23 protein-coding genes are annotated in these 24,315 nt (G+C 54.8%); 12 read left to right on the forward strand and 11 right to left on the reverse strand.

Features of this window, described 5'->3' with window-relative positions; genetic code table 11:
* Nucleotides 1-46 precede the first annotated feature (46 nt).
* A complete protein-coding gene (gene ftsI / locus JTI98_RS13910) occupies nucleotides 47-1,792 on the forward strand; it encodes a peptidoglycan glycosyltransferase FtsI (RefSeq protein WP_216081386.1) in 1,746 nt (581 codons plus the stop codon).
* Nucleotides 1,793-1,855: 63 nt separating this feature from the next.
* A complete protein-coding gene (gene rlmA, locus JTI98_RS13915) occupies nucleotides 1,856-2,665 on the forward strand; it encodes a 23S rRNA (guanine(745)-N(1))-methyltransferase (protein ID WP_044326810.1) in 810 nt (269 codons plus the stop codon).
* Here rlmA and mntP read toward each other — a convergent pair.
* The 5 genes from mntP to manX form a co-directional block, all read right to left on the reverse strand.
* On the reverse strand, nucleotides 2,662-3,228 hold the full coding sequence (gene mntP, locus JTI98_RS13920; RefSeq protein WP_043001909.1) for a manganese efflux pump MntP: 567 nt from the start codon (nucleotides 3,226-3,228) through the stop codon (nucleotides 2,662-2,664). The two genes, rlmA and mntP, sit on opposite strands and share 4 nt — an antisense overlap.
* A 417-nt stretch (nucleotides 3,229-3,645) precedes the next feature.
* Complete coding sequence (locus JTI98_RS13925) at nucleotides 3,646-4,104, reverse strand: DUF986 family protein (protein ID WP_043000404.1); 459 nt, start codon at nucleotides 4,102-4,104, stop codon at nucleotides 3,646-3,648.
* A 61-nt stretch (nucleotides 4,105-4,165) separates the two neighbouring features.
* Entirely contained in the window at nucleotides 4,166-5,017 is an 852-nt protein-coding gene (locus JTI98_RS13930) for a PTS mannose transporter subunit IID (protein WP_043000405.1), read from the reverse strand.
* 12 nt (nucleotides 5,018-5,029) lie between these two features.
* Complete coding sequence (locus JTI98_RS13935) at nucleotides 5,030-5,830, reverse strand: PTS mannose/fructose/sorbose transporter subunit IIC (protein WP_042318487.1); 801 nt, start codon at nucleotides 5,828-5,830, stop codon at nucleotides 5,030-5,032.
* A gap of 58 nt (nucleotides 5,831-5,888) precedes the next feature.
* Nucleotides 5,889-6,857 (reverse strand): PTS mannose transporter subunit IIAB, encoded by a 969-nt coding sequence (gene manX / locus JTI98_RS13940; protein WP_044264749.1) that lies wholly within the window; start codon nucleotides 6,855-6,857, stop codon nucleotides 5,889-5,891.
* A 371-nt stretch (nucleotides 6,858-7,228) separates the two neighbouring features.
* On the opposite strand from manX, the gene JTI98_RS21460 reads away from it, so the two are divergent.
* Both JTI98_RS21460 and yoaE read left to right on the forward strand, forming a co-directional pair.
* On the forward strand, nucleotides 7,229-7,312 hold the full coding sequence (locus tag JTI98_RS21460) for a hypothetical protein (RefSeq protein WP_371811935.1): 84 nt from the start codon (nucleotides 7,229-7,231) through the stop codon (nucleotides 7,310-7,312).
* Nucleotides 7,300-8,859 (forward strand): CNNM family cation transport protein YoaE, encoded by a 1,560-nt coding sequence (gene yoaE, locus JTI98_RS13945; RefSeq protein WP_043000408.1) that lies wholly within the window; start codon nucleotides 7,300-7,302, stop codon nucleotides 8,857-8,859. The genes JTI98_RS21460 and yoaE overlap by 13 nt, the downstream gene beginning before the upstream one ends.
* Before the next feature lie 6 nt (nucleotides 8,860-8,865).
* Here yoaE and JTI98_RS13950 read toward each other — a convergent pair whose 3' ends face one another.
* The 4 genes from JTI98_RS13950 to pabB form a co-directional block, all read right to left on the reverse strand.
* Nucleotides 8,866-10,464, reverse strand: coding sequence for an EAL domain-containing protein (locus JTI98_RS13950; RefSeq protein WP_043000409.1), 1,599 nt, complete (start codon nucleotides 10,462-10,464; stop codon nucleotides 8,866-8,868).
* Between the two features lie 151 nt (nucleotides 10,465-10,615).
* Nucleotides 10,616-11,980, reverse strand: a complete 1,365-nt coding sequence (sdaA, locus tag JTI98_RS13955) for an L-serine ammonia-lyase (RefSeq protein ID WP_216081387.1) — start codon at nucleotides 11,978-11,980, stop codon at nucleotides 10,616-10,618.
* 185 nt (nucleotides 11,981-12,165) lie between these two features.
* Complete coding sequence (locus tag JTI98_RS13960; protein ID WP_043000411.1) at nucleotides 12,166-12,744, reverse strand: CoA pyrophosphatase; 579 nt, start codon at nucleotides 12,742-12,744, stop codon at nucleotides 12,166-12,168.
* Between the two features lie 3 nt (nucleotides 12,745-12,747).
* Nucleotides 12,748-14,109, reverse strand: coding sequence for an aminodeoxychorismate synthase component 1 (gene pabB, locus JTI98_RS13965; RefSeq protein WP_216081388.1), 1,362 nt, complete (start codon nucleotides 14,107-14,109; stop codon nucleotides 12,748-12,750).
* A 73-nt stretch (nucleotides 14,110-14,182) separates the two neighbouring features.
* Here pabB and JTI98_RS13970 point away from each other — a divergent pair, with 73 nt between their 5' ends.
* Nucleotides 14,183-14,362: a YoaH family protein gene (locus tag JTI98_RS13970; RefSeq protein WP_043000413.1), complete on the forward strand. Its 180-nt coding sequence runs from the start codon at nucleotides 14,183-14,185 to the stop codon at nucleotides 14,360-14,362.
* A gap of 7 nt (nucleotides 14,363-14,369) precedes the next feature.
* Here the strand turns inward: JTI98_RS13970 and JTI98_RS13975 are convergent, their stop codons facing one another.
* Nucleotides 14,370-14,714: a RidA family protein gene (locus tag JTI98_RS13975; RefSeq protein ID WP_043000414.1), complete on the reverse strand. Its 345-nt coding sequence runs from the start codon at nucleotides 14,712-14,714 to the stop codon at nucleotides 14,370-14,372.
* A 129-nt stretch (nucleotides 14,715-14,843) separates the two neighbouring features.
* On the opposite strand from JTI98_RS13975, the gene JTI98_RS13980 reads away from it, so the two are divergent.
* The 5 genes from JTI98_RS13980 (at nucleotide 14,844) to rnd (ending at nucleotide 21,397) form a co-directional block, all read left to right on the forward strand.
* The gene (locus tag JTI98_RS13980; RefSeq protein WP_044257647.1) at nucleotides 14,844-16,754 is read left to right on the forward strand and encodes an ATP-dependent DNA helicase; all 1,911 of its coding nucleotides are present in this window, start codon (nucleotides 14,844-14,846) and stop codon (nucleotides 16,752-16,754) included.
* Nucleotides 16,755-16,811: 57 nt separating this feature from the next.
* A complete protein-coding gene (gene tsaB / locus JTI98_RS13985; protein ID WP_044257648.1) occupies nucleotides 16,812-17,507 on the forward strand; it encodes a tRNA (adenosine(37)-N6)-threonylcarbamoyltransferase complex dimerization subunit type 1 TsaB in 696 nt (231 codons plus the stop codon).
* A gap of 59 nt (nucleotides 17,508-17,566) precedes the next feature.
* Nucleotides 17,567-18,148: a Slp family lipoprotein gene (locus tag JTI98_RS13990; protein ID WP_216081389.1), complete on the forward strand. Its 582-nt coding sequence runs from the start codon at nucleotides 17,567-17,569 to the stop codon at nucleotides 18,146-18,148.
* A gap of 204 nt (nucleotides 18,149-18,352) precedes the next feature.
* On the forward strand, nucleotides 18,353-20,038 hold the full coding sequence (gene fadD / locus JTI98_RS13995) for a long-chain-fatty-acid--CoA ligase FadD (RefSeq protein ID WP_061070023.1): 1,686 nt from the start codon (nucleotides 18,353-18,355) through the stop codon (nucleotides 20,036-20,038).
* Between the two features lie 231 nt (nucleotides 20,039-20,269).
* Nucleotides 20,270-21,397 (forward strand): ribonuclease D, encoded by a 1,128-nt coding sequence (gene rnd, locus JTI98_RS14000; protein ID WP_081048514.1) that lies wholly within the window; start codon nucleotides 20,270-20,272, stop codon nucleotides 21,395-21,397.
* A 44-nt stretch (nucleotides 21,398-21,441) separates the two neighbouring features.
* Here the strand turns inward: rnd and JTI98_RS14005 are convergent, their stop codons facing one another.
* Nucleotides 21,442-22,527 (reverse strand): tartrate dehydrogenase, encoded by a 1,086-nt coding sequence (locus tag JTI98_RS14005; protein ID WP_043000420.1) that lies wholly within the window; start codon nucleotides 22,525-22,527, stop codon nucleotides 21,442-21,444.
* Nucleotides 22,528-22,630: 103 nt separating this feature from the next.
* Here JTI98_RS14005 and JTI98_RS14010 point away from each other — a divergent pair, with 103 nt between their 5' ends.
* Complete coding sequence (locus tag JTI98_RS14010; protein WP_044257651.1) at nucleotides 22,631-23,548, forward strand: LysR substrate-binding domain-containing protein; 918 nt, start codon at nucleotides 22,631-22,633, stop codon at nucleotides 23,546-23,548.
* Between the two features lie 94 nt (nucleotides 23,549-23,642).
* Entirely contained in the window at nucleotides 23,643-24,281 is a 639-nt protein-coding gene (leuE, locus tag JTI98_RS14015) for a leucine efflux protein LeuE (RefSeq protein ID WP_044327136.1), read from the forward strand.
* Nucleotides 24,282-24,315: the final 34 nt, after the last annotated feature.

Genomic DNA, 24,315 nt, shown 5'->3' on the forward strand with positions numbered 1-24,315 from the left:
TTCCCGTTAAATCAGTCACCTGAATATCATGTTTGCCGGAGAACAGGTGAAAAAGAAAAGTGATGGTACGGTGCGAAGTTTCACACCGCTGCGTTTTGCGCTGCTTTGTATCGCCATATTGCTGAGCCTGGGACTGCTGCTGGGGCGCGTCGCCTGGTTGCAGATTGTCGAACCCGACCGTCTGGTCAAACAAGAAGATATGCGCTCATTGCGTGAAGTCACCACGGCATCGCCGCGTGGAATGATCACCGATCGGCAGGGGCGACCGCTGGCGGTCAGCGTACCGGTGAATGCGGTGTGGGCTGACCCCCACACGTTATTGAGCAAAGGAGGCGTAGGCGACAACGAACGCTGGCAGGCGCTGGCCAACACGCTACATCTTTCACTCACGAACCTAGCGGCGCGCGTTAACCACGATCCGTCGGCAAGGTTTATCTATCTTGCGCGTCAGGTCTCTCCTCAACAGGCGCAGTGGATCGATAAGCTGAACCTGCCCGGCATCAATTTGCGCGAAGAGTCCCGGCGCTTTTATCCGGCAGGACATGTCGCGGCGAATCTGATTGGTTTCACCAATATCGACGGGCAGGGCATTGAAGGGGTTGAGAAAAGTTTTAACGCACAGTTAATCGGAAAGCCGGGCTCCCGCCTGGTCCGCAAAGATAAATTCGGTCACGTGATTGAAAACATCACGGAAGTTAATCCTGTGCCAGCGCATGAACTACAACTCAGCATTGATGAGCGGCTGCAGACCGTCACCGAGGATGCGCTGGACAATGCGGTTAGCTGGAACAAAGCGGAATCCGGCGCCGCCGTGCTGGTGAACGTTGCCACTGGCGAGATCCTGGCGATGGCCAGCTTCCCCGATTTTAACCCCAACAATCGTGATGGTGCGGTGCTTGATGATTTTCGCAATCGTGCGATTAGCGATACTTTCGAGCCGGGCTCGACGGTGAAACCGCTGGTTATCATGACGGCGCTTGAGCAAGGGATTGTCCAGCCTGATAGCGTGATCGACACGCATCCGTTTTACCTCGACGGGCATCGGATTCGCGATGTGGGCTTTTATCCGGAACTGACGCTGACCGGCATTTTGCAAAAATCGAGTGACACCGGGGTCTCGCATCTTTCATTAGCGATGCCCGTCCAGCGTGTCGTCGATACCTATCGCCGCTTTGGCTTTGGTCAACCCACGGGGCTGGGACTCACCGGTGAGAGTCAGGGGGTGATGCCGCAACGTCGTTACTGGAGCGATCTGGATCGCGCGACCTTTGCCTTTGGCTACGGCCTGATGGTGACGCCGCTGCAACTGGCGCACGTCTATGCCACGATTGGCAGTTTTGGCCTGTACCGACCACTCTCTATCACGCGCATCGACCCGCCCGTTATCGGCAAGCGCGTTATGTCGGAAGCGCTGGTCAGACAGGTGGCGCACATGATGGAAAGCGTCGCCCTGCCGGGGGGGGGCGGGACGAAGGCGGCGGTCCGGGATTATCGCGTGGCGGTTAAAACCGGGACGGCGAAGAAGATCGGCGCTGACGGTAAATACGTTGATAAATATGTGGCTTACACCGCAGGGGTGGCACCGGCAAGCAACCCGAAGTTTGCGCTGGTGGTAGTGATCAACGATCCGCAGAACGGGGCCTATTACGGTGGCGCGGTGTCGGCTCCGGTTTTCAGCCAGATAATGGGCGATGTGCTGCGACTGGAAAACGTCAAACCGGATGGGATGCCCGCCGACTCCAGCCATTTGCTGGTGATGCAGAGCAATTCGCCGACACACTCCACGCGCTAAGTGATTCTCCCGGGGCGTAAATCGCGTTACACTTGCGCCCTGAATTTACCTGCCGGAGTTGTTATGTCGTTTTCCTGTCCACTTTGTCACCAGCCCCTTGCGCACGTTAATAACAGTTTTATCTGTCCGCAGCGGCATCAGTTTGATGTGGCAAAAGAGGGATACGTTAACCTGTTGCCGGTACAGCATAAGCGTTCACGCGATCCGGGCGACAGCGCGGAGATGATGCAGGCACGGCGTGCGTTTCTGGATGCCGGACATTATCAACCCTTGCGTGATGCTATTGTTGAGCAGCTTTCCGCGCGTCTCGACGCGTCGGCAACCTCGATTCTTGATATCGGCTGTGGGGAAGGGTATTACACTCATGCCTTTGCCGATGCGTTGCCGACGGCGACCACCTATGGACTGGACGTGGCGAAAGTGGCCATTAAAGCGGCGGCCAGACGCTATCCGCAGGTGACATTCTGCGTCGCCTCGAGCCATCGTTTGCCGTTTGCAGATGCAAGCCAGGACGCCATTGTGCGGATTTACGCGCCGTGTAAAGCGCAAGAGCTGGCGCGCGTGGTCAAACCGCAGGGGTGGGTGATGACGGCAACGCCGGGACCGCGCCATTTAATGGAGCTGAAAGGGTTGATTTACGATGAGGTCCGACTCCATGCGCCGCATGCTGAGCAACTGGAAGGGTTCACCCTGCTGGAGGATATCGCACTGGCGTATCCGATGCGCCTGAACGGAAAGGAAGCGGTAGCGCTATTGCAGATGACGCCTTTTGCCTGGCGGGCAAAGCCGGAGGTCTGGGAACGTCTGGCGAGTACAGAAGTGTTTAACTGCCAGACAGATTTTCGTCTTCACCTCTGGCAGCGTGCGGATTAACCGTGAAAGTGCGTCCAGAGGATCTGGACGCCGATACCGATCAGTACCACCCCGCCCAGAATTTCAGCCCGTTTGCCAAGCAGCGGGCCAATGAAGCGACCAACCATCATTCCCAGTGTGGACATGATAAGCGTGGCACAGCCAATAGCCAGTGCCGTCGCGATAATATTGACCTGTAAGAACGCCAGACCCACGCCGACCGCCATAGCGTCGAGGCTAGTGGCGATAGCGGTGGTGACCAGTAACCAGAAACCGTGACGGCGCAGCGGTTCATCATCTTCATTATCCGCGCCGCGAAATCCCTCAATAATCATTCGTCCGCCCAGAAAGACCAGCAGGATGAAAGCAATCCAGTGATTCCATTCCAGCACGAATTTGCTGGCTAACATACCGAGCGCCCAGCCGATTAGCGGCGTTAATGTTTCAACTGCGCCGAAGATTAAACCGGTACGCAGGGCTTCAGAGAATTTGGGTTTATGCAGGGTAGCGCCTTTGCCAATTGATGCGGCAAAAGCATCCATCGACATGCCAAAAGCGAGAATAATAGTGGCGGTGATATTCATGACAGCGTCCTGACCGGGGTTTCCATAAAACACACCACTGCCCCCAGTAAACATGCACACCTGAACCCGGGGTTCATACAGTATGCATAGCAGTTGATGTGCCTATGGTCTCGCCTGACTGAAAGAGATTTCAGTCCGTACGTGCCACGTTTTGCAACGAGTATGTTGACACGTACATTTCCGGAGTCTGGAAATCGGCTACTCCCCAAATGACGGCGCAACCTTAACATATTTTGAGAATATAAAACAACAACGGAGAAATATTATTTGATCTCTAATTGAAAACGATTTTCATTTGGGTTTATTGGTAGATAGAACGTTAAAATAAATAACATTTGCGCTGTCGTATTATAGCCTTAGCTATGTTTTTAACTGCAAGTAAATTGCGAAAAATAAAGCCCAGGCTATATCTCTAACTTACTGAGAGGAAACGAGAAGTTTATATATCTTTTCCAGATCGTCGATATTCCGTACACGAATAAGCAGACGCCGTTGCTCTAATTGCATCACCAGAACACCATCTTCCGATAAATTCATCGCTTTAATGCGGTTATATTCTATCCAGACGTTGGCGAAGAAAAATCCATCCTGTTTGAAGAGGATCTTAGGGACCCGGATCCAGAAAATATAAAACCCCATTAAGGCCAGAGCACATAATAACCAGGTGGTGATGATTGCCCCATGGCTGGTGACATTGTTGTAGATAAGAATTGCGATGAGGCCAATGAAGATGATGCTGTCGACGCGGCTTCGGCGCAGCAGGGGAATAGCAAGCAAAGTCGGGCCATTGCGGCGTGGCATGATGAACTGATCGTAAATGGCATAAGCCAGTAACGCGGCAATAAAGAAAACCAGCACCAGGTCCGTGATAGTCATTGATCCTTGTTCCTCCAGATAAAAAAAGGGGCCTTATAGGCCCCGGTAGTGTACTACAGTCTTACAGACCCAACAGGCCGAGCGCATAACCCGCGATACCGATGACAAAGAAGCCAACGATAATCCACAGCGGGTTGACTTTCTTACGCAGCAGCCACATACAGGCGAAGGTCAGCAGCAGCGGAACCAGACCCGGCATCAACTGGTCGAGAATGGTCTGTACGGTGGTAACACGTGTCTGCCCATCCTGACCGGTGATAGTTGAAACCACCAGTGGGATGTTCACATGCGTCCACTTGTTCACCAACGCACCCATGACAAACAGGCCGAGGATTGACGCCCCCTCAGTCAGTTTCTGCAGGAAGCCACCGCCCATATCCTTAACGATATCGACACCTTTGCGATAACCGTAGGCGACACCGTAGTAACGGGTCAGCAGACGGACTGCGTTGAACAGAATGAAGAACAGCAATGGACCGAGCAGGCTACCGCTCATCGCGATACCCGCACCTAACGCGGCGAATACCGGACGCACAGTACCCCAGAAAATCGGGTCGCCCACGCCTGCCAACGGGCCCATCAGACCGACTTTGATACCGTTAATGGCACCATCGTCAATTTCTGCGCCGTTAGCACGCTGTTCTTCCATCGCCAGCGTTACGCCGAGCACCGGCGCGGCTACATACGGATGGGTGTTAAAGAATTCCAGGTGACGCTTGATGGCTTGCTTACGCGCATCGTTGTTCTCTGGATACAGGCGACGGATAGCCGGTACCATGGAGAAGCAGAAACCCAGCGCCTGCATACGTTCGAAGTTCCATGAACCCTGAAACAGGTTAGAACGAATGAACACGCCACGAATGTCACTCTGTGTGAGTTTTTTCTCAGTGGTAGTTTTAGTCATATCAACCATTTCGCTCACCTGTTAGTCCAGTTCGTTATCGAGGGAGTTGTCACCCGCAGCCTGTGCTGGTGCACCCGCCACGCGGTTATATTTCGGGCTCAGTTGGATGTAGAGGATGGCCATGACCGCACCAATCACACCCAGAGCAACCAGGTTGAAGTTAGTAAATGCCGCAGTCACGAAGCCGAGGTAGAAGAACGGCATCAGGTAGCCTGCACGCATCATGTTGATAACCATCGCGTAACCGACCACAACGATCATGCCACCGGCGATGTTCAGACCGCCAGTCACCACTTCCGGAATCGCATTCAGCATGCCCTGAACTTCGCTGGTGCCTACGGAAATCGCAACGATAACCGCCGGGATAGCGATACGCATCGCCTGCAGGAACAGGGAAGAGACATGCAGCCAGGAGAGCGCTGTCAGGTTACCGTTTTCCGCCGCTTTATCCGCCGCGTGCTGGAATGCCACGGTGATAGTACGAACGATGATCGTCAGAACCTGGCCTGCTGCAGCCAGCGGAATCGCCAGCGCGATACCGGCACCGATGCTTTGGTGACCTGCAATAACCAGAACGGTAGAGATAATGGACGCCAGTGCGGCATCAGGTGCAACGGCAGCACCGATGTTCATCCAGCCAAGGGCGATCATTTCCAGGGTACCACCGATGATAATACCGGTTTTCATATCCCCGAGAACGGCACCAATCAGCGTACAGGCCACCAGTGGGCGGTGGAACTGAAATTCATCGAGTACCGACTCCATACCCGCGATACATGCGACGATGAACACCAGCACAATCTGAAGAGTGGTAATCTCCATTGTACTTCTCCTATTGCTATAACAGCCTTAAGTGTGAAAGCTCATTCAATGCCAGGGGTTACTTGCCCACTTTGGCAATCAAATCCATCATTTTCAGTTTCTGATCGGTTGACACTTTACGCGCCTCAAGCTCAATACCGCGGGCATTAAGTTTGTTAAAGGCTTCGATGTCTTTCTCATCGACAGAGATGGCGTTGTTGACCTGCGTTTTACCCTGACGGAAAGCCATGCCGCCAATGTTTACGGAGGTGATTTTTACGCCGCCTTCGACAATGCGTTCAACATCGGTCGGATTGGTGAACAGCAGCATTACACGTTCGCCCGCGTATTTCGGGTTGTTGTAAACGCGAATCATCTTGGCAACATCCACCACGTGAGCGGTCACGCCAGGAGGCGCCACCTGTGTCAACAGCGTTTTACGCACGGTGTCTGCCGCCACTTCATCGCTGACTACGATAATGCGGGTCACGTTGGTTTCTTTGGTCCAGCGGGTAGCCACCTGACCATGGATCAAACGGTCATCAATACGGGCAAGACCGATTTGCATGTAATCGTTCGGTCCCATCGGTTTTGCCGGAGCCGCGGCTTTGGGGGCCGCTGCGACGGGGGCAGGGGCGGCTTTTTCCACCGGTTTCGCTTTCAGCGCTTTCACGCCTTCGCGACCGGTTTCAACTGCCAGCGCGACCAGTTCATCGAAGCTTGGGTTGTCGTCACGCGCCATCAGCGTTTCGACCAGCATAGGGATGTTCACCCCGGCAATCACTTCATACTGTTCTTTGTCGACGACAATGCGGCTGGCAGCGTTGAACGGACTGCCTCCCCATGTATCGACGAGAAACAACACGCCGTTACTGGTATCGAGTTTTGCCAACTGAGCGTTGTACTTTTCAATCAGCGTTTCGGCATTTTCGCCGGGCACGAAATCGATCCAGCCGACGTTTTCCTGCTCGCCTAACAGCATTTCTGCTGTCTTGAGTAACTGCTCTGCAGCCCAACCATGTGTGCCTATAACAATAGCAATGGTCACTTGCTACCTCCTTTATTATCGTTAACACATCAACGTGAGAGATGTATTTGAATCGCCGTCCGCAACAGAATCGATTCAGATAAGGGTTACAATGAAAAACATATGATGTCCGTGAATTATTTTAGATATCGAAAAAAATATTTTATGTGATGAAGATCCGTAATTTAGTTTTCGGCAATGAGAAATTTCGTAGAGTAAAATATCCCTGTTACAACGCTTTGCAAAGGAAGGTAAATCTTTGCCAAAAACAGGTTGCCTCTGTTATGTTTACGTTCTGTTTAACTCACCAGGAGTATAGGGCACTAGCCCGCTGTATGGATCGTCACCGACGTCATTTCACCTTCAGGCCGCATCGCGCCTGCCAGTCTGGCATGTCTTGCCACACGTTTTATCTGCACCGTGTTTTATCGCCTGTTAACCATTCCTTAAGCAGGAGCTTGTCATGGAATTCTTAATGGACCCCTCGATTTGGGCGGGTTTGCTCACGCTTGTCGTCCTGGAAATTGTCCTGGGTATCGATAACCTGGTTTTTATTGCGATTCTTGCGGATAAGCTGCCGCCGAAGCAGCGTGACAAAGCGCGTCTGATTGGTTTATCCCTGGCGCTCGTGATGCGTCTGGCCTTGCTGTCCATTATTTCGTGGATGGTCACTCTGACCCAACCGCTGTTCACCGTCATGGACTTCACCTTTTCCGGTCGCGATCTGATCATGCTGCTGGGGGGGATCTTCCTGTTGTTTAAAGCCACGACGGAACTTCATGAACGGCTGGAAAACCGCGAACACGACTCCGGGCATGGTAAAGGTTATGCCAGTTTCTGGGTGGTCGTGACGCAGATCGTTATCCTGGATGCGGTATTCTCGCTGGATGCGGTGATTACTGCCGTCGGTATGGTGAACCATCTGCCTGTGATGATGGCGGCGGTTGTGATCGCGATGGCGGTGATGCTGCTGGCGTCCAAGCCGCTGACGCGTTTCGTCAACCAACATCCGACGGTGGTGGTGCTCTGTCTGAGCTTCCTGCTGATGATTGGTCTGAGCCTGGTCGCCGAAGGTTTTGGTTTCCATATTCCGAAAGGCTACCTGTACGCCGCAATTGGCTTCTCGATCATCATCGAAGTGTTTAACCAGATTGCGCGTCGCAACTTTATTCGCCATCAGTCAACACTGCCGCTGCGTGCGCGCACGGCTGACGCGATCCTGCGTCTGATGGGGGGTAAACGTCAGGCGGCGGTAGCGCATGAATCCGACAGCCAGGCCGCCGTTCCGATCCCGGAAGGAGCATTTGCGGAAGAAGAACGCTATATGATTAACGGCGTGCTGACGCTGGCACAGCGCTCGCTGCGCGGTATCATGACTCCGCGCGGTGAAATCAGCTGGGTGGATGCTAATCTGAGCGTTGATGAGATCCGCGAGCAGTTGCTCTCCTCGCCGCACAGCCTGTTCCCGGTGTGTCGTGGCGAACTGGATGAGATCATCGGTATCGTGCGGGCGAAAGAGCTGCTGGTGGCGCTGGAAGAGGGCGTTGACGTCGCGGCTATTGCGTCGGCTACACCGGCTATCGTGGTGCCGGAAACGCTGGACCCTATCAACCTGTTGGGTGTCCTTCGTCGTGCACGCGGTAGCTTTGTTATCGTCACTAACGAGTTTGGCGTGGTGCAGGGGCTGGTTACGCCGCTGGATGTCCTTGAAGCCATTGCCGGTGAGTTCCCGGATGCTGATGAAACGCCGGAAATAACCGTTGACGGCGAAGGCTGGTTAGTCAAAGGCGGTACCGATCTGCATGCCCTGCAACAGGCGCTGGCGGTGGATAACCTGGTTGATGAAGACGAAGACATCGCCACGGTCGCGGGACTGGTGATTGCGGCTAAGGGTCACATTCCCCGTACGGGCGATGTGATTGAGGTTCCTCCGCTGAGCATTACCATTGTCGACGCTAATGACTACCGCGTGGATCTGGTGCGAATTGTTAAAGAACAACCTGCGCAAGAAGAAGAGGAGTAATCTTCTCTAACGCAGGGGCATAACGGGCGCGATGCGTCCGTTATGCCTGGGCGGTGGCGGGTGACTGCCCGCCAGCCACTGCGGAAAATCGCGCAGCGGCATCGGTTTCGCAAATAAAAATCCCTGCAGTAAATCCACACCGTGGCGACGCAGATGCTGCGCCTGCTCCTGCGTTTCAACCCCCTCCGCGACCAGTTCGATATTCAGTCGTTGCCCAAGGGCGATGATGATGTCGGTCACCGTTGAATTGACCGCATCAGTACCAATCGCATGGGTAAAGGACTTATCAATTTTTAGAATGTCAGGGCGCAACTTTTCCAGCCATGACAACGAACTGTTGCCGGTTCCAAAATCATCGATCGCCAGCTTGATGTTTTGCCGTTGCAACTCGTGAACGATTCGGTAATCAACATCCTGCAGCGCATCCCGCTCGGTCAGTTCTATCACCAGTTGCTGAATGGGCTGCTGACTGAACCAGTACTGATCGAGATCTTTTAGCAATTCACCCTGCTGAAAATGGCTGGCAGCGACATTAATACCAATATGAAACTGGCTGCTCATGGGGAAAAAATGACGTTGCCGAATGGTTTCCGCTAGCACATAACGCGTCAGCGGTGCGATCTGGTGATGCTCTTCGGCAATCGGGATAAAGACGTCCGGTGAAATCCACCCCTGACGTGGATTATTCCAGCGCAGCAGGATCTCCACCCCCATGCACTGTCCGGTCCGCCCGTTCAGTAGCGGCTGGCAAAAAAGCTCAAATTCGCGCTGTGCCAGCGCGAGATTAATCTCCCAGGAAAAACTCATTCGACTGGCGGTGGCCAGCCACGCCAGATAGCCCACCAGCAGACTGAGCAATAATGCCAGCGGCAACTGCGCGGGCAGGGCTTTGAGCGCCAGCGCCTCTGCCGCTGGCCCGGTCACGCTAATAGTAAAGGGATAGTGCTGTGAGGTGAGTTGATAGCGTTGCTCATCGTTGAGCGCAGGCAGGCGCTGTACTACGCCGCTCCCGTAAATTAAATGTCGGTTGCCGACTGTCAGGCTGGCAGCGGTAATCTGCGGCTTACGCGGTTCCAGCAGCAGCCTGGTAAGCAGGTCGATATTGATAATCTCCAGTATTCCGTCCTTTCCGTCGGGAGAGGCCGGGTACCACTGGACGAGAATCGGGCTGCCTTTAATCAGCAGCGGATCGGTGGACAACAGCAGTTGCGCGTTTGCGGTGGGAAGGTCGGGCTGAAGCTGATGAACCGGGATATTGCGATAGCCAAAGACGCTGGAACAGTACAGTATGCCGCGCTGGACCAGGGCAATTGCGCGTACCGTTTGCAGTCTGGCAGCCTGTTTGCGCAGCGGGAGATGCGTAGCGGAGCAGGGAAGGCCAATCAGTGGTAACAGGATATCACGGCCATTCTGCAACGGACGCAGTACTTCATCGAGCGTGGCGACCGCCCTGGAGGCAAAGGTAACGGTGTGATGGTGATTTAAATTGCGCTGTGAAATAAATCGGACGCCCAGGGTCAGGATGAGCGTAATGAGCGCGCAAAGTATGCACAGGATAAAACGTTTACGACGATATTTTTTTATGATCCGTTGTGCTGTCTGCATGCGGGCCGCCTGATAACCGTCAGCCACAAAAGCCAACCGTAACAGAGCAAGTGTAGTGGGGAAATGGCGAGCAGACGAGAAAGGGGGCAAAATTTCGCCCATCCGTTGCAGATGGGCGAGGAAAAAGTATTAGTGTTGCTTGCTGAGGTGTTTAGTCACACTGAACTTTAATCGCCAGGCCGCCGCGTGAGGTTTCGCGGTATTTGGCGTTCATATCCTTACCGGTTTCGTACATCGTTTCGATGACTTTATCCAGTGAGACGCGCGGTGCGCTGGTACGACGCATCGCCATCCGTGCGGCATTGATCGCTTTTACAGAGGCAATTGCATTACGTTCAATGCACGGTACCTGCACCTGACCGGCAACCGGGTCGCAGGTCAGCCCCAGGTTATGCTCCATGCCAATTTCAGCGGCGACACACACCTGCTCCGGGCTCGCGCCCAGCAGTTCCGCAAGACCGGCGGCCGCCATTGAGCAGGCCACGCCCACTTCGCCCTGACAGCCGACTTCCGCTCCCGAAATCGAGGCATTCATCTTATACAACGCGCCGATGGCGCCTGCCGCCAGGAAGTAGCGGGTATAAATATCGGGGCTGACGGACTCAATAAAGTGATCGTAGTAGGCCAGAACGGCTGGCACGATACCGCACGCGCCATTGGTTGGCGCGGTGACCACCCGACCGCCTGCCGCGTTCTCTTCGTTGACCGCGAGGGCGAACATGTTCACCCAGTCGATCACATTCATCGGGTCGTTAGAGAGTTTATCGCTGGAAACCAACATCCGACGCAACGCAGAGGCGCGACGCGGAACGCGCAGTGGACCTGGCAATACGCCTTCGGTATTCATACCGCGATCGATACAGGCCTGCATGGTCTGCCAGACATGACCGAAGTATTCTTCAATCTCATGTTTGTCGTGCAAGGCCAGTTCGTTCTGCATCGCCAGTCCGGAAAGGGACAGGCCAGTGTTGTTGCAGTACTCCAGCAACTCGGTTGCAGATTTGAACGGATAAGGAACGCTTACCTCATTTGCCGCATCCTGACCAAAGTGCTCTTCATCGACGATAAAACCGCCGCCGATGGAGTAGTAGGTTTTGCTGTAAACGACGACATCGCCGTTATACGCATGGATCTGCATGCCGTTTTCGTGCAGCGGCAGGTTGCCGTTATGAAAACGCATGCCGTCGTTTTGGGGGAAATCCACTTCGTGCTGACCGTGCGCCAGCAGCAGGCGACCGCGCGCCTCTACGTCGCGGATGAAACCTGGGATACTATCAATATCCACGGTGGCTGGCTCATTGCCTGCCAGACCCATAATAATGGCGATATCGGTGTGGTGACCTTTACCCGTGAGCGACAGTGAACCATACACGTCGACGGCAACACGAGTAACGCTATCCAGTAATCCTTTTTCGACCAGGTCATCGACGAACTGTTTACCCGCCTTCATAGGCCCTACAGTATGGGAAGATGAGGGACCAATCCCCACCTTAAACATGTCGAATAGACTAATCACGATAATACTCCTGACAGGGTGACTGGAAACTTCCAGAAACGATGTAATAACTGCGCATAGTGTAAGAGGGAACGCGGGGATCGGCTTAACTATTCACATGAATTAAACTAATGGGTAACCGCGTTTTTACTAATGTTGTGACGGGAGTTTCAGGTTGTGTCTTCTGCGCGTAAAGATAAGTATAGTCAGGGCTTCACACCAATTTGTAGCGCCAGTTCACGAATAATTCCGGCGGTCATTCCCCAGACGAAATAATGCTCATACCAGGAAAGCCACACGCGATGCGAATCCCCGCGACGCCAGACATCCAGCGGGTGATAGCGGCCTAAATGCAGCGCCTGCGCCAGCGGCATTTCAAAGACGGCGGAAACCTCGTCTTCGCTGGCGCGGTAAGGCAGATTAGGCGGAATAATGCCCACTACCGGCGTGACCTGGAAGCCGGTCACGCTGTCCACCGGCGGCAGCACGCCGATCACATCAACGGCTTCTGGCGGGATTGCCACTTCTTCTTCGGCTTCACGCAGCGCGGCGGCGATGAGAGAGGCGTCGGTGCTGTCAACCGCGCCGCCGGGGAAGGCCACCTGCCCGGCGTGTTTGCGTAAATGCACCGAACGCTGGGTCAACAGCAGCCCTGGCTGGGGGCGGCGAACCACGGGAATGAGCACGGCGGCCTGGCGCAGGTTCAGCGACTCGCGATTAATCTGCGGGCGCAAAAGTTGGAAGCGCGATAGAAAATCATCCAGCGTCAGGCTCTTGTTCTCCACGTTTCAGTTCTCCAGTTGTTGCAGGATACGATTCACTTTATCAAAGGTTTCCTGATATTCCGCCTGTTCCTCGCTATCGGCAACAATACCGCCGCCAGCGGAACAGTACAGTTGACCGTTCACGGCGGTCAGGGTGCGGATGGTAATGCTGGTATCCATATTGCCGCAGACGCTCAGATAACCGATGCTGCCGCACCAGGCGTTACGGCGGTGGGGTTCCAGCTCATCAATAATTTCCATGGCGCGCACTTTCGGTGCCCCGGTAATCGAGCCGCCCGGAAACGCGGCGCGGAGCAGGTCACTAGCATGCCGTGTGGGGGGTAACCGCGCGGTCACGGTGCTGACCAGATGATGCACCGCCGGGAAGGGTTCAACCACGAACAGTTCCGGCACCTTCACCGAACCCGGTACCGCCACGCGACCAATGTCGTTGCGCATCAGATCGACAATCATTACGTTTTCCGCCCGATCCTTTGCTGAGTTCGCCAGTTTCTGCGCCTGTTTCCGGTCTGCCTCTTCCTGCGGCAATCGCGGCAGGGTGCCCTTAATGGGGCGGGTCTGAATGTCGCCATCAGCCAGAAGAATAAACCGTTCAGGCGACAGGCTCAGAATGGCGCCGTCATCCAGGCGTAAAAACGCGCTGAACGGGGCGCGGTTCGCCTGATTGAGCCGCGCGAAGGCCAGCCACTCATCGCCCTGATAAGACGCCTGAAAACGCTGGGCCAGATTGACCTGATAGCAGTCGCCACTGTGCAGATACGCCTGCACCTGGCGGAATTTTTCGCCGTATTGCTCACGCGTCATGTTCGATTGCCAGTCGGTGGTTAGCCTGAACGGCACACGCGCAGGAGGTTGCTGGCTTTCCAGCCAGGCGAGTCTGGCGTGGGCGTCCGTGTGGCTGAGTAAGCTCACGGTCTGGCGCTGATGATCGACAATCAGCGCCCAGTCGTAGAGGCCTATCGCCATGTCCGCCAGCGCGATATCCTGCCGGGCATAGCTGGGTAAAGATTCGAAGCGGCGTCCCAGATCGTAGCCAAATAACCCCAGCGCGCCACCCTGGAACGGTAAATCGGCGTTCACTGGCGGCTGAAGATTCAGCACGGTCAGTGCGCTTTGCAGGACGGCCAGCGGATCGTCATGAGTAAGACGACAGCCTTGCGCATCGCAAATCTGCGTGGTTTCGCCGTGCGTTTTCACGGTGCAAAGCGGATCGGCTACCACAATGTCAAAACGGCTATGTGGGTGATCCGCGTGACCGGAATGCAGCAGCATCGCCCACGGCAGATGGCTTATTGACGCGAAATACTGTTCGGCGGCGTCCTGACGCCAGGGGAGCGTGATAATAGCGGGAGATAACGTCTTCATTGATCCTGACTGTGCTGGCTATGTTCCGGGTTGCATGAAATAATTAGCGCAGACAATTTAGCAGGAGTTAACGATGTTTGCAGGTTTACCTTCACTCAGTCACGAACAGCAACAGAAAGCGGTTGAGCGTATTCAGGAACTGATGTCACAGGGAATGAGCAGCGGCCAGGCGATTGCGTTGGTGGCCGAAGAGTTGCGCGCCACCCATACCGGTGAGCGGATTGTGGCGCGTTTTGAAGACGAAGACGAGTAGCCCCGGCTTACACCGCGGCGACGATTTTAATCTCAACTTTATATTTCGGGTTCATTAATCCAGCCTGAACCGTACAGCGTACCGGCGCATGACCGGCCACAACCCAGGCGTCCCAGGCTTTGTTCATCGCTGCGAAATCATGCTTATCGGCAAGGAAAATGGTGGCATCAAGAATGCGTGACTTGTTGCTGCCTTGCTGTTCCAGCGCGGCGTCAATCTGTGCCAGCGTGTTGGCGGTCTGCTCGAAGGCATCGGCATCAAGGTTTGCCGGTACGCCAGTGTAGTAGAGCGTGTTGTTGTGGATCACCACGTCAGACCAACGATCTTCGGCATCAATACGGATGATAGTCATAAAGCCTTCCTCTTTTACGTTCTGCATAAAATGGCAAGACTGCCATATTGTCAGGGCGGCGTCACCTCTTCAACTGGCGTAAGCCGCTGCGGCCTGACATAATCCCTGTTCAAATCAACAGGGGGTAGTGTGACGGACGATTTTGCACCAGAAGGTCAACTGGCTAAAGCGATACCGGGTTTCAAACCGCGCGAACCACAGCGGCAGATGGCGATGGCCGTCGCTCAGTCCATCCAAAAATCACAGCCTCTGGTGGTAGAAGCCGGAACGGGGACAGGGAAAACCTACGCCTATCTGGCACCGGCGCTGCGCGCAAAAAAGAAAGTGATTATCTCGACCGGTTCGAAGGCGTTGCAGGATCAGCTATACAGCCGCGATCTGCCAACGGTGGCTAAAGCGCTGAAGTACACCGGAAGGCTGGCCCTGTTGAAAGGACGTTCAAACTATTTATGCCTGGAGCGCCTTGAACAGCAGGCGCTGGCGGGTGGCGATCTGCCTGTTCAGACCTTAAGCGATGTGATCCTGCTGCGCTCGTGGTCGAATCAGACCGAAGATGGCGACATCAGTACCTGTGTCAGCGTAGCCGAGGATTCTCAGGCCTGGCCGCTGGTCACTAGCACCAACGACAACTGCCTCGGCAGCGACTGCCCACTGTATAAAGACTGTTTTGTGGTGAAAGCACGTAAAAAGGCGATGGACGCGGACGTGGTAGTGGTGAACCATCACCTGTTTCTGGCCGATATGGTGGTCAAAGAGAGCGGTTTCGGTGAGCTGATCCCGGAGGCGGAGGTGATGATTTTCGATGAAGCTCATCAGCTACCGGACATCGCCAGCCAGTATTTTGGCCAGTCGCTCTCCAGTCGTCAGCTAATGGATTTGGCGAAGGACATCACCATTGCCTATCGTACCGAGCTGAAAGACACCCAGCAGTTACAGAAATGCGCCGACCGTCTGGCGCAAAGCGCGCAGGATTTCCGCTTGCAACTGGGTGAGCCGGGATATCGCGGCAACCTGCGTGAACTGCTGGCCGATCAGCGGGTGCAGCGCGCGTTTTTACTGCTCGATGATACGCTGGAGCTGTGTTACGACGTAGCGAAATTGTCCCTTGGACGTTCGGCGTTGCTTGATGCCGCGTTTGAGCGCGCTACGTTGTATCGCGCACGTCTCAAACGGTTGAAAGAGATCAACCAGCCCGGTTATAGCTACTGGTACGAATGTACCTCGCGCAATTTTACCCTCGCGCTGACCCCGCTGACGGTGGCGGACAAGTTCAAAGAGGTGATGGCGCAGAAGCCAGGAAGCTGGATTTTCACCTCGGCAACGCTGTCGGTGAATGATGACCTGCATCACTTTACGGCGCGTCTGGGGATTGAAGAAGCGGAATCAATGCTGTTGCCGAGTCCGTTTGATTACACCCGTCAGGCCCTGCTCTGTGTGCCGCGTAATCTGCCACAAACCAATCAACCGGGCGCGGCGCGACAGCTGGCGGCAATGTTAAGACCGATCATCGAAGCGAACAACGGACGCTGCTTTATGCTCTGTACCTCGCATGCGATGATGCGCGATCTGGCGGAGCAGTTCCGCGCTACCATGACGCTTCCGGTGCTGTTGCAGGGTGAAACCAGCAAAGGCCAACTGCTGCAACAGTTCGTCAGCGCGGGTAACGCGTTGCTGGTGGCGACCAGCAGCTTCTGGGAAGGGGTGGACGTGCGCGGCGATACGCTGTCGCTGGTGATCATCGACAAACTGCCGTTTACATCGCCAGACGATCCGCTACTGAAGGCGCGGATGGAAGACTGCCGTTTACGTGGCGGCGATCCGTTTGATGAGGTACAACTGCCCGACGCGGTGATTACGCTGAAGCAGGGCGTCGGTCGTTTGATCCGTGATGCCGATGACCGTGGCGTGTTGGTGATTTGTGACAATCGACTGGTGATGCGACCTTACGGCGCGACGTTTCTTGCCAGCCTGCCGCCGGCACCGCGCACCCGGGATATCGCCCGTGCTGTGCGATTCCTCGCAATACCATCCTCCGAGTAATTTGTTACGGAGTATGGTAAGATGCGGGCCATTTTATTGATCTAAGCACGAAGACTCATGCGAATTCTGGCTATCGATACCGCCACAGAAGCCTGTTCTGTGGCGCTGTGGAACGACGGTACTCACTCTGCTCATTTTGAGCTTTGCCCACGAGAACATACTCAACGCATCCTGCCGATGGTGCAGGATATCCTTGCCGCTAACGGCACCTCTCTGACTGAACTCAATGCGCTGGCCTACGGGCGCGGGCCGGGCAGTTTTACTGGCGTGCGCATCGGAATTGGCATTGCCCAGGGGCTGGCGTTAGGTGCCGACCTGCCGATGATCGGCGTCTCCACACTGGCGACGATGGCGCAGGGCGCATGGCGTAAAACCGGCGCGACTCGCGTTCTGGCGGCCATTGATGCGCGAATGGGCGAGGTCTACTGGGCCGAGTATCAGCGTGATGAAAAGGGCGTCTGGCACGGTGAAGAAACCGAGGCCGTGTTGAAGCCTGAGCAGGTCACCGAGCGCTTACAACAGCTTTCCGGCGAATGGGTGACTGTCGGGACGGGCTGGCCTGCCTGGCCTGAACTTGGCAAAGAGAGCGGACTGGCGCTGCGCGACGGTGACGTCCTGCTGCCTGCTGCGGAAGATATGCTGCCGATCGCCTGCCAGATGTTGGCTGACGGTAAAACCGTGGCGGTCGAACACGCGGAACCGGTTTATTTACGTAACAACGTGGCCTGGAAGAAACTTCCCGGAAAAGAGTGAATCTCAGTAGTATGACCCGTAAAACATCGGGTTAGACGTTTGAGAAAAGGAGTCGCAGTATGGCGGTTCAAAAACAAGTTGTGAAAGGCCTGCTCGCGGGCGCCATCGTCCTCATGTTAAGCGGGTGCGTCACGGTTCCGGAGGCGATTAAGGGCTCCAGCCCCATGCCGCAGGACGATCTGGTGCGGGTGATGAATGCCCCGCAGCTGTATGTCGGACAGGAAGCGCGCTTTGGCGGTAAAGTGGTGGAGATTCAAAACCAGCAGGGAAAAACCCGTCTGGAAATTGCCACTGTTCCGCTCGATAGCGGGGCGCGGCCGATTCTGGGCGAACCGTCGCGTGGTCGTATATACGCCAATGTGAATGGCTTCCTCGACCCGGTTGATTTCCGGGGGCAACTGGTGACCGTCGTTGGGCCGATTACGGGTACCGTTGAAGGTAAAGTGGGTAGCACGCCGTACAAATTCATGACCATGGACGTGACGGGCTACAAACGCTGGCGGCTTGCTCAGCAGGTGGTGATGCCACCACAACCGATCGACCCGTGGTTCTACGGCGGGAGAGGCTGGCCGTATGGCTATGGCGGTTGGGGATGGTACAACCCTGGTCCTGCACAGGTTCAAACGATCGTCACAGAGTAACGCGTTGTATTATCAGTAAAAGAAACAGCGGCTGGTCCGCTGTTTCTGTTTTATTAACGTCATAACAAAAATAAATAGTGACGCGCTTCGCAACCTTTCAGTTGAGTAATTAATAAACTGGTACGCTGAGTTAATATTATGTTAACGACTTGTTTATTATCTGGGGTTGAGATGACGACGAACACTCATTTTAGAGGTGATGCAGTGAAGAAGGTTTGGTTAAACCGTTACCCCGCAGATGTGCCTGCGGAGATCAATCCTGACCGTTATCAATCCCTGGTGGAACTGTTTGAACATGCTGTCGCGCGTTATGCCGATCAGCCCGCGTTTATGAACATGGGGGAGGTAATGACCTTCCGCAAGCTGGAGGAGCGTAGCCGCGCCTTCTCAGCTTACCTGCAACAGGGGCTGGGGCTGAAAAAGGGCGATCGCGTCGCGCTGATGATGCCAAACCTGCTGCAATATCCGGTGGCGCTGTTTGGCATTTTGCGTGCCGGGATGATTGTAGTGAACGTCAACCCGCTTTATACCCCGCGTGAACTGGAGCATCAGTTAAACGACAGCGGCGCGGCGGCGATTGTGATTGTCTCCAACTTCGCCCATACCCTGGAAAAAGTGGTTGATAAAACCAGCGTTAAGCACGTCATTCTGACCCGTATGGGCGACCAGCTTTCCACGGCTAAAGGCACGCTGGTGAACTTCGTAGTGAAGTACATCAAACGACTGGTGCCGAAATATCATCTGCCGGATGCGATCTCTTTTCGCAGTGCGCTGCACGCCGGGTACCGTATGCAGTATGTTAAACCGGAAGTGGTTTCTGAGGATCTGGCGTTTTTACAGTACACCGGCGGAACGACCGGAGTGGCGAAAGGGGCGATGCTGACGCACCGCAATATGCTGGCTAACCTGGAGCAGGTGAAAGCCACTTACGGACCGCTTTTGCATCCGGGTAAAGAACTGGTGGTGACCGCGTTGCCGCTGTACCACATTTTTGCCCTGACCATGAACTGCCTGCTGTTTATCGAGCTGGGAGGGCAGAACCTGCTGATCACCAACCCGCGCGACATTCCGGGGCTGGTTAAAGAGCTGGCGAAGTATCCGTTTACCGCGATGACCGGCGTGAACACTTTGTTTAACGCCTTGCTGAACAATAAAGAGTTCCAGCAACTGGATTTCTCTTCGTTGCATCTTTCTGCGGGTGGCGGCATGCCAGTGCAACAGGCGGTGGCAGAACGCTGGGTAAAACTGACAGGACAGTATCTGCTTGAAGGGTATGGCCTGACCGAATGCGCGCCGTTGGTCAGCGTTAACCCGCACGATATTGATTATCACAGCGGCAGCATCGGCCTGCCAGTGCCATCGACCGAAGCCAAACTGGTGGACGATGACGACAACGAAGTGTCGCCGGATCAGCCGGGTGAACTGTGCGTGAAAGGGCCGCAGGTGATGCTGGGCTACTGGCAGCGTCCGGACGCGACCGATGAAATCATCAAAGACGGCTGGCTACACACCGGTGATATCGCAGTCATGGACGATGAAGGCTTCCTGCGCATTGTCGATCGTAAGAAAGATATGATTCTGGTCTCCGGCTTTAACGTTTATCCGAACGAGATCGAAGATGTGGTGATGCAGCATCCGGGCGTGCTGGAAGTGGCTGCCGTCGGTGTTCCGTCCGGCAGCAGCGGCGAAGCGGTGAAGATTTTTGTGGTGAAAAAAGAGGCTTCACTCACCGAAGAGGCGCTGGTCACTTTCTGCCGCCGTCAGCTCACGGGCTATAAAGTCCCGAAACTGGTTGAATTCCGCGATGAACTGCCGAAATCAAACGTCGGCAAAATTTTACGTCGAGAATTGCGTGACGAAGCCCGTGCCAAAGTGGACAATAAGGGCTGAGCGTTAAGCAACACGTCAAACGCCGGGTGAATCCGGCGTGAGAGTGATCGCAAACCTTATGCCGATACCGGACAAGCMSAGATCACCTTATTAAAAACCAGGAAAATCAATTTATTGATTTTCGGCTGATAACCACAAAGAAGGAAAAACCACGCTTTTTTCTTCTTTGTCAGCAATCTGACGCCGGGTGAATCCGGCGTTTTTTTTGGCGTAAACCGAAGAGAATGCAATTTGAATTACCAAATGATCACCACTGACGACGCGCTGGCGACCCTGTGCGAAGCGGTCCGTGCGTTTCCTGCGATTGCCCTGGATACCGAATTTGTTCGTACCCGCACCTATTATCCGCAACTGGGCCTGATTCAGCTGTTTGACGGCGAACATGTCGCGCTGATTGATCCGCATGGTATTAGCGACTGGTCGCCGCTGAAAGCGATTCTGCGCGATACCGCCATCACCAAGTTTTTGCACGCGGGCAGTGAAGATCTGGAAGTCTTTCTGAATGCGTTTGGCGAACTGCCGCAGCCGCTGATCGATACCCAAATCCTGGCGGCATTTTGCGGTCGTCCCCTGTCGTGGGGTTTTGCATCAATGGTGGAAGAGTACACCGGCGTGGCGCTGGATAAGAGCGAGTCACGTACCGACTGGCTGGCGCGTCCACTGACTGAGCGCCAGTGCGAATACGCGGCAGCCGACGTCTGGTATCTGTTACCGATTGCCGGGAAACTGATGGCGGAAACCGAGGCGGCGGGCTGGTTGCCTGCGGCGCTGGATGAGTGTCGTCTGATGCAGACCCGTCGTCAGGAGATCCTGGCGCCGGAAGATGCCTGGCGCGAGATCACCAACGCCTGGCAGCTACGCACGCGTCAACTGGCCTGCCTGCAACTGCTTGCCGACTGGCGTCTGCGTAAAGCGCGTGAACGCGATCTGGCGGTTAACTTCGTGGTTCGCGAAGAGCACCTGTGGTCTGTGGCGCGCTATATGCCCGGCAGCATGGGCGAACTCGACAGCCTGGGGCTTTCTGGCAGTGAAATTCGCTTCCACGGCAAAACGCTGCTCTCGCTGGTTGCCAAAGCGCAGGCGTTGCCGGAAGAGGCGCTGCCGGAACCGCTGCTGAATCTGATGGATATGCCGGGCTATCGCAAAGCGTTTAAGGCGATCAAGGCGCTGGTGACGGAAGTGAGTACGGAACATCAGGTCAGCGCAGAGCTGCTGGCGTCACGTCGTCAGATCAACCAACTGCTCAACTGGCACTGGAAGTTAAAGCCGCAGACAACGGAACCTGAACTCATTTCCGGCTGGCGTGCGGCGTTAATGGCGACGAAGCTCAATACGCTACTGCAGGAATACCCGCAATAAGCGGCTGTTGCCGGATGTCATTGGCGGCATCCGGCACGATGGTTTTACGACTCTAACACCTTACAAATGGCATCACCGACCTGCTGCGTCGATGCGCTGCCTTTCAGATCCGGCGTTTTAGGGCCAGTGGCAATGACGTGCTCAATCGCTGCCAGAATTCCGTCATGCGCGGCGGTGTACTTCGCTTCTCCTGCACCGAGGAAATCCAGCATCATCGCCCCCGCCCAGATGGTCGCAATCGGATTGGCGAGGTTTTTGCCATAAATATCCGGTGCGGAACCATGTACCGGTTCGAACAACGAGGGGAAGTTACGCTCAGGGTTCAGGTTAGCCGAGGGGGCAATGCCAATGGTGCCGGTACAGGCCGGGCCGAGATCGGAAAGAATGTCGCCAAACAGATTCGAGGCGACCACCACATCGAAGCGCTCCGGCTGCATCACAAAACGGGCGCAAAGAATATCAATGTGCTGCTTGTCCCAGCGGATATCGGGATAGTGCTGCGCCATGGCTTCTACGCGTGTATCCCAGAACGGCATACTGATTGCCAGACCATTGGATTTGGTCGCCGACGTCAGCGTCTTACGCGGGCGGCTTTGGGCTAATTCAAACGCATAGCGCAGAATACGATCCACGCCCCGACGGGTGAAAACGGACTCCTGGATGACCACTTCATGCTCAGTGCCTGGGTTGATATGTCCGCCCAGTGAAGAGTATTCCCCTTCAGTGTTTTCACGCACGACGTAGAAATCAATATCGCCAGGCTTCTTGCCGGCCAGCGGGCAGGGCACGCCGGGGAAGAGGCGAACCGGGCGCAGGTTCACATACTGATCGAATTCCCGACGGAATTTCAGCAGCGACCCCCACAGGGAAATATGGTCCGGAACCGTCTCCGGCCAGCCGACGGCGCCAAAGTAAATCGCGTCAAAGGAGGATAACTGTTCGCGCCAGTCATCCGGCATCATTTTCCCGTGCTCAAGGTAATAATCGCAACTGGCCCATTCGAACGTCTCAACGCTGAGCGACAGATCCCAACGTCTGGCGGCGGCCTGCAAAACGCGAATGCCTTCTGGCAGCACTTCCTTACCGATGCCATCACCAGCAATGGCGGCAATACGACAGGTTTTTTTCATACCAGTTCTCACTTGTAGGGTAGCAAAATTGACTTCCTCCTTATCCTATAATTGACTGATCCACAGTTAATCTCCCTAACTGGTGAAACATAAAACACAGATCATGAATAATCCTCCTCTGCTGACTGATTTACGCGTCTTTATGCTGGTCGCCCGTCGGGCGGGATTCGCTGCCGTCGCCCAGGAACTGGGGGTCTCACCCGCCTATGTCAGCAAACGCATTGCGCTGCTTGAACAGAACCTGAATGTGGTTCTGCTGCACCGCACCACGCGTCGCGTCACCATTACGGAAGAGGGTGAGCGCATCTATGAATGGGCGCAGCGTATTCTGCATGATGTCGATCAGATGATGGATGAACTCTCTGATGTCCGGCAGGTTCCGCAAGGGATGCTGCGCATCATCAGTAGCTTTGGTTTTGGTCGACAGGTGGTGGCTCCTGCGCTGTCCGCCCTGGCAAGACAGTATCCGCAACTGGAGTTGCGCTTTGATGTGGAAGATCGGCTGGTGGATTTGGCTAATGAAGGTGTCGATCTCGATATCCGTATTGGCGACGACATTGCGCCAAATTTGATCGCCCGCAAGCTGGGAACGAACTACCGAATCCTTTGTGCATCGCCGTCGTTCCTGGCACAGCACGGTACGCCAAAACAGCTTGCCGATCTTGCTACCTGTTCCTGCTTAGTGATCAAAGAGCGTGACCATCCCTTTGGGATCTGGCAATTGCAGAATAAAGAGGGGGAGCACGCCATTAAGGTGACCGGGCCGCTGTCATCGAATCATGGTGAGATTGTGCATCAGTGGTGTCTGGACGGACAGGGGATTGCGCTGCGCTCCTGGTGGGATGTCTGCGATAACATTGCCAGCGGTCATCTGGTGCATGTCCTGCCGGAGTATTACCAACCGGCCAATATCTGGGCGGTGTATGTTTCACGACTGGCGACGTCAGCCAAAGTGCGTATTACGGTGGAATTCTTACGCCACTATTTTGCCGAGCGCTATCCGGCATTCTCACTGAAATAAAACGGGGGATAAGCGCTTCCCTTGGACTGGTGCATCCGTTAGCATATTGTTTCGCAGTTAAGCGAAAAAGTGGTTTCAGGAAGAAGAGGTTAACGTGTTTGCAGAGTATGGTGTACTGAATTATTGGACTTATCTGGTCGGGGCTATTTTTATTGTCCTGGTTCCGGGACCGAACACGATATTTGTGCTGAAAAACAGCGTCGGACGTGGAATGAAGGGCGGTTACCTTGCGGCAAGCGGGGTATTTATTGGTGACGCGGTGCTCATGTTTCTGGCGTATGCCGGGGTGGCGACGCTGATTAAAACGACGCCAGTGCTGTTTAATATCGTCCGCTATCTCGGTGCCTTTTACCTGCTTTATCTGGGCGCAAAAATCCTCTATGCCACGCTTAAAGCAAAAAGCGGTGAGACAACTGAAGACGCGGTTCCCTTTGGCGCCATTTTTAAACGTGCGCTGGTATTGAGCCTGACGAACCCAAAAGCCATTCTGTTCTACGTCTCCTTTTTTGTGCAGTTTATTGATGTGAATGCGCCGCACGCGGGACTGTCATTCTTTATTTTAGCGATCACGCTTGAAGTGGTGAGCTTCTGCTACCTGAGCTTCCTGATTATCTCGGGCGCCTTTGTCACACAGTACATTCGTACCAAAAAGAAGCTGGCGAAGGTCGGGAATTCGCTGATTGGCCTGATTTTTGTCGGTTTCGCCGCACGGCTGGCGACCCTGCAGTCGTAAGCCATGGAGCCCGCCACCGGCGGGTTTTTTATTG

Origin of the sequence: Citrobacter sp. MGH 55 (genome assembly GCF_016906145.1) — a bacterium.
Classification (GTDB): Bacteria; Pseudomonadota; Gammaproteobacteria; order Enterobacterales; family Enterobacteriaceae; genus Citrobacter_A; species Citrobacter_A amalonaticus.